Raw genomic sequence first — 11,841 nt, forward strand, 5'->3', positions numbered from 1 at the left:
GCGATTGTTGCTCGGGCCGCGATCTCCCACGCAAGACAAGCACATTGGGAGATCTCAGCGACAGCACCTTTTGATATAGAGGAATCGCACGACGTCTTGTGGCGAGCTGATATTATCTGACCGGCAGGGTTCCTTGCAATTTAAGGGCGATCGGCTAAATTTGATTTCTTCTGTTTAAAGGGTGGCGGATGCGGGCAGACGTTCTTAACAAGGAAAATGTGCTCGAGACGGCGCGACAGATACGGCAACATCTGGCAGCTTCGTTGCCCGCTCGGCAGGGGCGACGGCGAGCAATCGATGACGAGACTGCGGAGATCGAAATTGTCGTCGATGAGATCGACGCTTCGCTTGCATCGCATGGCGAAAATAAGTCGCCGAAACGTCGCGGTTTTCAGCCCCTTGGAGACGGCGAGCATCCACCATCAGCTTTTATGAGTCGGGATGCCATTCTCAGCAACGTCCAAAGCGCTCTTGAAGTGGTCCTTGACAATCCGGAGACCGGTGGCAAGCCACCTGCGACAGAAGGGGCCCGCGAACCAACGGATACGAATGAGGTGCCTGCCAGGGATCGCCGGTCGCGACGAGTCTTCGATAAATTTTCCGTCACAGATATTGGTTGGATAAGTTCACTCGTCGCCACGGGCGTTACAAAATTCAGATCGCCCCGCGACTTCAATCCGCTGCCGGCGGCCACAGTTGCCCTGCCATCGAAGTGTCGCGTCATCATGGTGGGCGATTGGGGCAGCGGGCTTCCACGCGCACAATCAGTGGCCCGTGAGATGCGGAAATTCGTCGAAGACGCGAAAGACAGCGGGCTTGCTTGCCACGTCGTTCATCTGGGAGATGTTTATTATTCCGGCTGGGAGTACGAATATAAACAAAGATTTCTGCCTTACTGGCCGGTTCTTCCATCCGAAAAGGACAGATTCGGATCCTGGTGCCTCAATGGCAATCACGACATGTATTCCGGCGGGTACGGCTATTTCGATTACCTGTTGGCGGATCCTCGGTTTGCGAGGCAGGAAAAATCAAGCTTCTTCAGGATCGCAACACCAAAGTGGCAGATCCTTGGCCTGGACACGGCCTGGGATGACGACGGCTTGAAGGATCCCCAGGCGGCGTGGGTTGAGAGTATGAATTCGGATGGCGCGCGTCGGACAATGATCCTCAGCCATCACCAGATGTTTAGCGCAAGGGAACCTGGCGACGTCGGCAAGGTAATGCGCCAGAAGCTGTCCAGAACGCTGGAAGCTGGAGCCATAGACGCAGCTATCTGGGGACACGAACACCGCTGTATGGTGTTCGCACCTCACAACAACGTTCAATATGCGCGTCTTATTGGACATGGGGGCGTGCCGGTATACGCTGACAAGGGAGAACCTCCCCCACCCGCGGTCTTTCAGACCTCGAGGACCATATCCACCAACCCGCTGGAGCATTGGGCACTGATGGGCTTCGCGGTTTTTGATTTCGATGATGCAGAGGTCAATGTGCTTTACGTTGACGAAAATGGCCAGATTGATAAAAGGGAGACGTTGCGGTGAGCCTGCGGCCGTTTAATCGAGAGACGCTCATCGATCAAGCGATCCGGTATCTTGACCACAACTATCCGCTGTTAGGCAAGAAGATCCGCAAGCGTGCAGCAACTGGTGAGGTTAACGTCCTTCGATATCTGTTGAAGATTTTCAGCCAGATAAACCGTGACGAACGTCCCGCAGCGAGGGACTTCCGAGACCTGCTGGCCGCACTGAGACAATCTCAGGCCGTAAAAACCCAGATCGATGGTCGGCGCCGTCGATCTCTTCCGGAAGATTTTGGCCGTCCGTCTCCCAGATCGACCTCACCCGTGACCGCGCCATCAGCCGAGATGATCGTGGAATCGGCCGAGGACCGTCCCTCTGCAGGTGCGTCTCCCGATCTCGCCTGGATGGAAGAGCGGATTTCGAAGGTTACGTCCGGCGGCAAGAATAAAGACCTCGAATTTACCCCTCATCTCGACATCACTCCCGTCAAGGGGGGCGGCAATCTGACGGTCGCCGTGTATCTCGACAAAGATGCTTTCGGCGTCGGGGAAACCGGAACCGCAATCATTGCGTCCGAAGGTGTTGAAGTGCAGGTCCTGCTCATGGCAAGTGACCATTTCGAGGTTGTTGGTTCCCCGGTTAGAAGCTTCGTCGTCAAGGACGTAACGCGCATCGACATCTCACCTTACACGCTCAAACAGCGCTCTGATGTCACGCCGGCCGCGAAAGACCCTGCGATTGTAGCGTTGTTTTCTATCGAAGGTCGCTCGTGCGGCGTCGTGTCGAAGCTGGTCACTGAAATTGGTGAGACAGCGGACAAGGAGGTAGGCGACGCCGATCGGCTGGTGCTTCACCCTGTCACGGGAGAGGTCCCCGATCTTACCGTCACCATCGTTGCGAACCCGATCAACGACGGCCAGCAGTTCTTTTGCACCGTTCAGTCCCCTCATCTCTCCGAATTTGCTGCTGGAGAGCCCGCCTCGTGGAATCTCCCGCGCAAAACAGAGGAGATTGTCAGGGAGCATATGAACGCGTTCACCGAAAAGACCGATGCTTTCCAATTGGTCGCAGAGCTTCGGGGTGCCGGTCGGGAGCTTTTCGACGCCGCCCCGGCTAACTTCAAAGACGCTTTCTGGAAGCTCATCGACAGCGGGGTCCAACTCCGCAGCTTCGCTATCGTTTCCGAGGAGCCCTATATACCATGGGAGCTCATGGTGCCGAAACGCGACGGAGAGAAATCGCGCAAAGCGTTGGGAGTGGATTTTTCTGTGGGTCGGTGGGCAGGAAAGAGAATAGCGGCCGACCGAAAAGTCACTCTCCGTGATGCCGCAGTCGTGGCACCCCGCTATGAGGGCGACAACGTTCTGGCAAAGTCCCAGGAGGAGCTTGATTTTGTCATCAGCCGTTTTCCCGGCGATCAGATCCGGCCGGCAACCTATCGCGATGTGGTGAAAACACTTCTGTCGGGCCGCAGCCTGCTGCACTTCGTCTGTCACGGCGAAGACGACGGTACCTCCGGACAAAGATTGCAGCTTGATAATGACGAAACTATCAGCGCGACCGCTATCGCAGGCTTGGACGACGTCGAGGACGTGTTCCTGAAAACACGGCCCATTGTCTTCTTGAATGCCTGCGAAGTCGGACGAGGAAATCCAAAGCTGGTTGGCCCTGGTGGTTTCGCGGCACGTTTCATCGAGCTTGGCGCGAGCGCGGTCATCGCTCCTCTCTGGAGCGTCGAAGACGAAATTGCTCATGACATCGCGTTGGAGTTTTACGGCGCCGTCAAGAACGAGCCCAAACTTCCCCTGGCTGACATCTTCCGAAGAATTCGAGAGAGAGCCTTCGATCCAGATAAAGGACGCGACACCTACGCAGCTTACTGCTTCTACGGCGATCCATTAGCCACTGTTGGATGATCAGCGCGTATTATCCATCAACCAAAACAATCTCCGCGATATTGACGGCACCTGCCGTCATAACGACTACACTGTCAGGCTCGTCGGGCAATGCGGACGAAATCACGGCGCGTGCCTGATCCACCGCGCTGCCAACGGATTGTCCCGCACCGATGGCACCATAAAATGTGCTTGCAAACAGACCTGCCGTTATGTCCAGAACACCGTCGGCCGTGCCGATCACTATGGGAACGGTCTCAAGAAGCGCGTGGGCGCCTACCGCCGACTGGCATGCATTTATGATGACCAACGTGGGTGGGTAGTCCGTCGACAAAAGAATGTTGGCAAGTTCTTCGAAGCTCAAGGCTGATCCGGTTGGGTTCTCGAAGTCGCCATCGTCCAGCAGCAGGAAACTTGCATTTCCATGCCCGGAGAAGTGGACCACATTAGGACGAACGTCATTGATCCCATCGACCAGATCTTGACGTGTGGCGGCCGGACGGTGCTGCAGGTCGATCAGCTCTCGATGTCTGACCCCACGCAACACCCTGAGAACCTGGTTGACCTCTGCATCAACGCGCAATGGATCATCCAGACGGGGACTGGATGTAAGGTAGAGAACTCTGAGCTTTTCCGGTTCAGGTGGGCGCTCAAGGATGTGCCGGATGGTGATCGTAGAAAGTTCGGCCAGCTTGCGGGCATGATCGATCTCGTCTCGTCGTCTTTTCAAGGTGTCTCTCGCGAATGCGTCGCGTTCAGATTTGGCCTTTCTTGCCCTTCGATCGTTTTCCCGATCGTCTTGGGCGCGCTCACGCTTGATCGCGGCGTCGAGCGAGGCCTGCGTTTGCCTGATGTTATTGGAAATGTCTGCCAGCTTTTTGCTGATCGCTGCTATACTCTTTTGAGCGGTGGTGATCTTTTTTTCCGCGCTTTCAGCCGCGCGAACGTGTGATTTCGCAGTTGAGATGTTCTTCGTCGCGGCGGCAGCACTTCGCTTTGACGCCGCATCCTGCCTGGCTTTTCCCGCCGCGCTTTCCTCCTTTGAGAGATTTGCTTGCAGGCTGGAGAGGTCTTTTTGCAGTTTTACCAACTGACCGCGATAATAGTCCGAGTTCAATTTGCTTTCCCCATCGCCATCTCAAGAAGCCTCCATGGCTTCGCATGGTCCCGCTAATCAGCAGCAAGCAAGACATAAAGATCTGCCTCATCATCGAACGCAATCCGAACTTCATTTTTCGCAAGCCTGAACGCGATGTCGAAGGACCTGCCGTGTGCCAAGGCGCGGTAAAAGGCTTTGCTAAATGAAATGGCTGCTTCGTCAAGCACGCTTGCATCGCAACCGATCACCCATTTGACGTGAGCGAGACAATGCTGCCCTACGGCCGAGGAGAAGCAGGCGTTTAAGACCAGACACTCGACTGCGCCGCTCAATGCTACCAATTCCGCAATCGCTTTTGAAGAAACGGGAACGGGATCGCCGTTGCGGTTCTCAAAAACCAGGGCTTTGTCGGTTCCGTGGCCGCTAAAATGCAGGACCTTGGGATTGAAGTCGAGGACGGCGCCCTGAATTTGATCATTCCGCACCGCCCAGCGGCGCTCAGATACAATCTCAACTTTTTTATGATAGACGCGCTTGAGCTCGTCCTCGATTTCACGTGCTTCCTCGTCAGGGCGAAGACGTTCTGAGGAATAAGGCGAGGCTGCCAGAAAAAGCACCTTCATTTCGGGGATTGCGGTTTGCCCGATATTTATTTCGTGGATCCGTTGTTTGAAATCCATGTCGGCCGGGAAGAGACTGAGGTTTCCCTGATCGAGCTCAGTCGCCTTGATCTTCCCGTACAGGCCGTGCCCCTCGGCCCCCAGAAGAATATTACGCTTGAGGTTTGGTTCAACTTCCAAAACTGCGAAAACTTTCGCCTCATAGACAGGCATCTGATCGGCATATCGGGCAAGATGCTCGGCGATCAGCGACCTGACATGCCTGTCAGTCTCGAGATCAAACCAGTTGACCGTGATATCAGGCAACCCGTCGTAAAAAATCCGCTGCACACCTTTCGCAAGACCTTCGCGCGCAATCGGGCTCTTGCTGTAGGAACCTTGAAGGATGATCTCGTGACGTCTCTTATCGTCGTCAAGTCGCTGCGCAGCAAGCTGGAACAGCTTTGCCTGGACGTTAAACGGTTGAGACTCGATGCGCTGAAGATCGAAACCGAGGTCAGCCATAGTCAGGCGCACATTTTCCAGAACTGACCACGCCGAGTATTGGCGGACGATCGGATCGTCGTGCTGCGCCAGCGCTTTGACAAAGGTGCCGTTGTTGTGCCGAGGATCAAAAAGGTTCTCAATATCCCTGTTTAAGCCAACCGTGATCAACGCAAGCTTGAGAACTTCAAGATCTGCTTTGTCAATATTTATCGAAAAACCGTTTAGGTCCAGTAGCTTAGGATCGGTGTTCTGTAGGGCCGCAAGGGTTCGAATCGCGGGATCGACATTTTTCAATGAAGGCGCAGATGCCAAATCGCCTCCGTAAATCCGGGACAATGCGGCCACGGCTGCCGCGACAATCTCAGGAAACGTTTCGTACTGCGCGATTGAAAGTTCAATATACCTGCCTGACTCTTCGCGCCGCGCCAGTCGAGCAAGTGCGTTCAGGCACCACCTGACAACCTTCAAATCGGGATGTGACAACACCATCCCATTGATCGTTTTTTCGAAAGAATTCCTGTTCTCAGCGTTTAGCTGAAAGCCGCCCCGATAGAGACCGCATAAATCCTGGAGCGCAAGTTTGCGTCGGCGAGCGTCTCCGTTTTCGAGCTCGAACTTCAAGAATGCCGATTTTTCGTGCGAAATAATGCTCGATTTCACGTCTGCTCATCTAACGTTTCTCGAACAGCGCCAAGGGCACTTACGCTCCAAGGTTCGAAGTCGTCGACATTGTTTAATGGAAGGGTGGCGTCCATCCAGAGCGGATCATTTAAAGAAAGTCGTCGTGTCGTGGGCTCAAACCAACGCGGGCATGTCCAGTCCATGACGATCATCAGGACACTTTGGCCGGGTTCGCGATCGACAATGAAGGCCGATATCGGCCGTGGCGGCTCGATACTCTCGGTGTGGAAGACGGTGGGCGAGATATCCAGGTCCGAAGAAATCGCAGCAAGCGAATTTTCCGACGCTCCGTAGTCTCCATTGGAAAACAGCGTGTAGTCAGAAAATCGCACAACGCCAGGAAACCCGATTGTTCGGCGATTCGCAAATGAATCACGATCTTCGCGGTATCGACCAGATCGATAGCTCAGGACAAGATTGCCACGCCGTACCAGTGAGAAGGTCCACACTGCCAAGGCTGCAGCCGGCTTCTCGTTGGCTTCAAAATAATGGATGGCGCCCCTGTCTTCGGCTGTTCGGACGAGGGAGGACCATTCCTTCGGCAGATTTCTGCCGAGATCTCTCACAAAATCGGCATCAATTGCAAGAAACGGCTCAGTTAGGAGATCGCGCGTTCTTCTGCGCGCCGGGAACCTTTCCTTGAATTTATCTGGAACTTCTGGGTCCGGTATGAGCTCGGAAAGGAAAAATACGCCAGGTTCCGTTCGAAAAAACAGCGATGTGTCGCGGTGCTCGAGGATGTCCTCGCTCAAGCGCGCCTGCAGTGTTTTCTCTTGTGTTCTTCCAAACAAGTGCGACGGAACAATGCCTGCTCGATAAGCGGCGTCAAGCATCTTCTTCGCTGTCATCGGACGGCGAGATGCTTTCAAAACCTGTCTGGCGAGTTCGAGATAAGAATCCATTGGTACAGCAATTCGAGGTTGCGAGATTGTAGCTGCCCAAACTGAGTGTCACAAGCCCTGCATTTGTTCTGCCTCGACTTTAAACGAACCAGAGATTTGTCAGACAATGCATGCCGTTCCCCCACAAACAGGTGCAGACCATTCGGCAACCGACGCCCTTGCGTTCAGACGACTGTTACAAGAACAGTGCGCAACGTCATTGATCTCCCTGCTCGCGAGCAATCCGGAGGACGCGCCACCTTTTTCGACCGAAGGCAGCGTTAGTTCTTATAGTTGCGTTTGCGTTGAACGCCGAAGACTCTGATGTAGAATCACAGTAATATCGATGGACGAGCAATTCGAGCGCCCAATCAAGCGACTGTTGGAAAGTTGACATGGCCAAAAATCACCGCATTTTTATTTCATTCGCGATTGAAGACGAATGGGCTCGTACGCGAATGGTAGGGCAAGCCAGGAACGAGAGAACGCCATTCGAATTTGTCGACATGTCGGTCAAGCGTCCTTGGGATGAAGCTTGGAAAACGCAGTGCCGCATCCGTATCAAAGGTTGCGACGGCATGATCGCGATGGTTACGACCAACACCGCCAAAGCAGAAGGGCAGCTTTGGGAAGTGCGGGCTGCACTTCAAGAGGGCGTGCCGGTCTTGGGCGTTTACGCTACCCAGGATAATCGACCATATTCGCTACCTGCCGACTTCCGGCAGGTGCGGGTAGTCGACTGGACTTGGGCCAACATCACTTCGTTTATTGTGAGACTGTAATATGGATCGGCGAGCGCTGATCGTCGGGATCGACCAGTACGACAGTTTCCCGCCGCTGTCAGGCTGCGTTGCAGACGCGGACGCGATGCTGCCAGTGCTCGCGCGTCATGAAGATGGCTCCAAGAACTACGATTGTCGTATCTTTACGAGTGTCGGAGTCGATCGCATTACTCGTCCCTTTTTACGGGCAAGGTGGAAAGAATTGTTCGGCTCGTTCACGGGCGACGCCGTCTTTTATTTCGCAGGCCATGGCGGTCCGAGCGGATCGGGCGGCTTCCTTGTTACTCAGGATGGCGAAGACGACGATCTCGGGCTTCCCATGAACGAAATCGTTCAATTGGCCAATGACTCGCCAACGCGCTCCGTGCTCATTATCCTGGACTGCTGTTTCAGCGGTGCTGCCGGCAATTCGGCAAGTTTGCAAACCCCAGGTCTTTATCAGGCGACGTTGCGGGAGGGGGTCACCATCCTGGCAGCGTCCCGCCCAACCGAACTTGCTGGCGAAATCGATGGGCATGGCGTCTTTACCGACCTGGTGTTGGGCGCACTGCGTGGCGGGGCAGCCGACGTCAGAGGCCATGTCTCTGCGGCCGGTATCTACGGCTATGTTGAATCTGCATTCGGCTCTTGGGCGCAGCGGCCGCTTTATAAGTCTCATGCTGCCAGGCTCGATCCCGTCAGGCTTTGCCTGCCCAAAGCAACGGACATGCTCCTTCGTCAGCTTCCTCATTTTTTCAGTTCCGCGGATGCAGATTATCGCCTTGATATGAGCTACGAAGAAACAAATGGGGCAGCGATCGCCGCAAATGTTGAAACCTTCAAAAAGTTCAAAACCCTGCAACTAGCGGGCCTTTTGATGCCTCGCTCCGGCTCTGACCTCTACTGGACCGCAGAGCGGTCCGGTTCGGTCGTTTTGACAGCGCTTGGGCAATTTTATTGGCGGCTTGTCGACGAGGGACTGATTTGACCCGCGTCGGAGTAACAGGCCATCAAGATCGCGTTGGCATGGACTGGTCCTGGGTGCGCAGAAGCGTCCGCAGCGCGCTCGTGAGTTGCGGCGCGACGGAGGCGTTGAGCTCACTTGCAGAGGGAAGCGACCAGGTCTTCGCCGAGGTCGCGCTGGACCTCAGCATTCCTTTACGGGCCGTCGTGCCATTCAACTCCTACGAGGCGTTCTTCCAAGACGCGCATGTCTTGTTGAACTATCGACGGCTGCTTGGCCAGGCGCGGCGGGTAGACCTTAATCTACACTTCTCACCTGAGAGAGCTTTCTTCGAAGCGGGAAAATTCATCGTCGACGAATGCCAGTTGTTGATAGCGGTATGGGATGGCAGACCGGCCGAAGGATTTGGTGGAACGGCCGACATCGTCACTTATTCGCGCAGCCGGGGTCGGCGCCTTATTTGGTTGGACCCGTTCAAAGCCGAGATTCACAGGGAAGGGTCCATGACGTGAAGATTTCCATTTCGTACCAGCAGGCCGACACCGCTCTTGCCGGGTCGATTGCAAAACGCCTATGGGCGTACCACGCAATTGGCTCATATCTGACGTGTACGCGGAGGTGTCTAAGCAAGCCCACGACACCTATGTCGCTAACAAGCGGCACCTGGACGAGGAGGTATCGCGCAAGAGCGGGCGGCGACTGTTCTATCTGCTTTGGGTTGGAACAACATCGCAACCCAGGATCGATCCACATATCTATGAGTATTGCGAATGTGGCCGTTGAACGCTTATCTGCAAGTCTGATGCGCGATCCTGGTCCATTGATCCACAGCGCCGCGAGGACGACGTCACCCGACGCGCGAATGAGGGCGTCTCGTTACCGGTCGGCCGTGCCAATATAAAAAGGGCCGCGGCCAGAACGCGACTTGCCCTCTGGGCAAGGCTACTACTGATCCCATCTTGTGAGGCTACTTCGTGTCGCTCCGTTCAATGGACGCCAGTGCCGATTGCATCGGAACACATCACACGAAAAGCGAAAGGTTCAAATCTGTGAAATGAGACCGTGGCCGTTTAGACGAGGGCGCCGGTCACGGCCAGCGCGATAAGGGTCATCCCAGGCCCTATGAGAACAAGCAATCCGTCGCGCTCGACCAGCCCGATCGCAATAACACAGAGCGCCACGACAGGTGCCGGGTTTCCAAAGGGGATCGGTAGAGCGATCGCGACAGCCAGGCAAAAGACCGGCAGTGCAAGGAGGTAGGGCATACGCCGCCCCGCTAGTCGTGGCATTCGATCCGGGAGTACAATGCGCTCGATCTTATGAACCACCGGCGTGGCAGAGCGCTGCAACGCCTCAAACGCATTGACCGGAATATGGCGGTTGGCGAGCAGCGATGGCAACCACAAGGATGTCAGGCCGAAGGCGAATTGAAGCGACACTATCGCAAGCGCCGATCAGAACACCAGTCGAAATGGGCCAGTAATGGGGATAAGTGCCGGAAAGCTCCACCAATCTGGCGGGCGCGAAGGCCTGCGAGCGCAAGGGCGCGATCGCGCATCTGACAAGGACAAGAGAATGGGCGCGGCGCAGCCTCCCTTTCGGTCGGAGAGCCGCCAGCGCTAGCGCGTCAGGGATGGACGCCCGTCAGGGTGAAGACTGGCGGAGCCGGGCTGAAGCTCAGCCGACAGCCCGACCGGCAGGCGACGCACGAAGAGAAAGCTGGTTTGGGTATCAGCTGGGGAGACGCAACCACAGACTGTTGCGAAAGCCTTTCACGACGGCCTCATCACTCACTCTGAGCCCGCGCGATCTAGGGTTTGACCTCTAGCCGGCCACACGACCCTCGAGACGAGCAGCAATGTCTAGCGGTCGGATTTCCAATAGGCGGGTAGAATTTCGGAGATCGGGGCAAATACAGCAGTTTTACTAATCTACGGCAGCGACTCGAATGGACAATCGGGCCGGATTTTAACCCGATAGGGCGTCGAGAGTGTGTCGACCGAGACGACGTTGACCGAAAACTGTCCGCGAACAGTTTATGCCACCCTCAAACCGAGGGCCTCTGCACACTGCCCCCGGACAGCCTGTGGCGATACTTTTTGGTGATGCAGCAATGATGCACGATGTGGCGCTCACCACCTCCTCGGGCAAATGAGTTCAGGTTGGCGTTCTACATACGCTGCACCACGTTAGCAGGGAACTCGCACGCCGGCTGGCAGTCGCGTTCCCCTGCTGCATTGGCGCCATCTCACCACCAGCGATGCGAGTAGGGTCGACGTGAATGCGATTGGACACGATCTGACGGTTGAACCTGGTCAACCCGCACAGCATCCAGCTTGCACGGCCTAATACCCGCGCCGTTTTGTCACCAGAGCGCGTGCAAGGTCTTTATGGAACTCCCCGATTCCGGACTTGAAGATTGTGCTCTTTCTATCCGTAGAATAGGCTTCATCCATCTTTCGAACCGTAACCTGCTCGTTGCGCTTGGAATACTCGCAATACAGGTCCACCTCACTCATGGTCTGCAACACTGGCCACTTCTGAAGATAGGTCGGCAGCGAGATGTACTGCTCGGCGTAGCTTGCGATGCGGAAGTCCTTTTCGGATGCCACGCCAATCTCCCACGGGACCCACCATGAGTCCTTCGTTGCCGTTGAAAGGACGGCAACGAGTTGGTCGCATTCGCTCATGCGCTTACGGATATGATCCGCCAGATCCGGCCCATCCGATGCGAGTGCATCGTCAATGACATCCAAATAGACCGCAATTCCGTTAGCCTTGATCCGGTCCGCCACCTTTGAGGCGGTGCCGCTATCCTCTTTCTTATGGGATACAAAGACTTTTCTGGGCATCAAATTTTCCCTATCGTCCTGTCATTTGGGTTAATCAGCCGAACATCGCGCTCTCGCTGCTGCGCGTAAGCCACAAGGA

10 protein-coding genes are annotated in these 11,841 nt (G+C 55.4%); 5 read left to right on the forward strand and 5 right to left on the reverse strand.

Annotation, left to right across the window (positions count from 1 at the left end; genetic code table 11):
* Positions 1-188: 188 nt before the first annotated feature.
* Both CFBP5499_RS28880 and CFBP5499_RS28885 read left to right on the forward strand, forming a co-directional pair.
* Entirely contained in the window at positions 189-1,544 is a 1,356-nt protein-coding gene (locus CFBP5499_RS28880) for a metallophosphoesterase family protein (protein ID WP_080830755.1), read from the forward strand.
* On the forward strand, positions 1,541-3,439 hold the full coding sequence (locus tag CFBP5499_RS28885; protein WP_080830754.1) for a CHAT domain-containing protein: 1,899 nt from the start codon (positions 1,541-1,543) through the stop codon (positions 3,437-3,439). Before CFBP5499_RS28880 ends, CFBP5499_RS28885 begins: the two co-directional genes overlap by 4 nt.
* A gap of 10 nt (positions 3,440-3,449) precedes the next feature.
* Here the strand turns inward: CFBP5499_RS28885 and CFBP5499_RS28890 are convergent, their stop codons facing one another.
* From CFBP5499_RS28890 to CFBP5499_RS28900, 3 genes are read right to left on the reverse strand one after another with little or no spacing between them, the layout of a single operon-like run.
* Positions 3,450-4,535: a CHAT domain-containing protein gene (locus CFBP5499_RS28890; RefSeq protein ID WP_080830753.1), complete on the reverse strand. Its 1,086-nt coding sequence runs from the start codon at positions 4,533-4,535 to the stop codon at positions 3,450-3,452.
* Positions 4,536-4,588: 53 nt separating this feature from the next.
* Entirely contained in the window at positions 4,589-6,283 is a 1,695-nt protein-coding gene (locus CFBP5499_RS28895; RefSeq protein WP_080830752.1) for a CHAT domain-containing protein, read from the reverse strand.
* Positions 6,280-7,206 carry a winged helix-turn-helix domain-containing protein gene (locus CFBP5499_RS28900; protein ID WP_080830751.1) on the reverse strand — a complete coding sequence of 309 codons (927 nt, stop codon included), beginning with the start codon at positions 7,204-7,206 and terminating at the stop codon, positions 6,280-6,282. Before CFBP5499_RS28900 ends, CFBP5499_RS28895 begins: the two co-directional genes overlap by 4 nt.
* Before the next feature lie 374 nt (positions 7,207-7,580).
* Between CFBP5499_RS28900 and CFBP5499_RS28905 the strand changes: the two genes are divergently transcribed.
* Genes CFBP5499_RS28905 through CFBP5499_RS28915 form a run of 3 tightly spaced genes read left to right on the forward strand, consistent with a single transcriptional unit; the run spans position 7,581 to position 9,422 of the window.
* Positions 7,581-7,967, forward strand: a complete 387-nt coding sequence (locus tag CFBP5499_RS28905; RefSeq protein WP_080830750.1) for a TIR domain-containing protein — start codon at positions 7,581-7,583, stop codon at positions 7,965-7,967.
* Between the two features lies 1 nt (position 7,968).
* Complete coding sequence (locus CFBP5499_RS28910) at positions 7,969-8,934, forward strand: caspase family protein (RefSeq protein WP_080830749.1); 966 nt, start codon at positions 7,969-7,971, stop codon at positions 8,932-8,934.
* Positions 8,935-8,972: 38 nt separating this feature from the next.
* Positions 8,973-9,422 carry a hypothetical protein gene (locus CFBP5499_RS28915; RefSeq protein WP_080830748.1) on the forward strand — a complete coding sequence of 150 codons (450 nt, stop codon included), beginning with the start codon at positions 8,973-8,975 and terminating at the stop codon, positions 9,420-9,422.
* Positions 9,423-9,980: 558 nt separating this feature from the next.
* Here the strand turns inward: CFBP5499_RS28915 and CFBP5499_RS28920 are convergent.
* Positions 9,981-10,349 carry an exopolysaccharide biosynthesis protein gene (locus tag CFBP5499_RS28920; RefSeq protein ID WP_158523324.1) on the reverse strand — a complete coding sequence of 123 codons (369 nt, stop codon included), beginning with the start codon at positions 10,347-10,349 and terminating at the stop codon, positions 9,981-9,983.
* 906 nt (positions 10,350-11,255) lie between these two features.
* Positions 11,256-11,762: a toll/interleukin-1 receptor domain-containing protein gene (locus CFBP5499_RS28925; protein ID WP_080830746.1), complete on the reverse strand. Its 507-nt coding sequence runs from the start codon at positions 11,760-11,762 to the stop codon at positions 11,256-11,258.
* Between the last annotated feature and the right edge of the window lie 79 nt (positions 11,763-11,841).

It is taken from the genome of Agrobacterium tumefaciens (assembly GCF_005221325.1).
Classification (GTDB): Bacteria; Pseudomonadota; Alphaproteobacteria; order Rhizobiales; family Rhizobiaceae; genus Agrobacterium.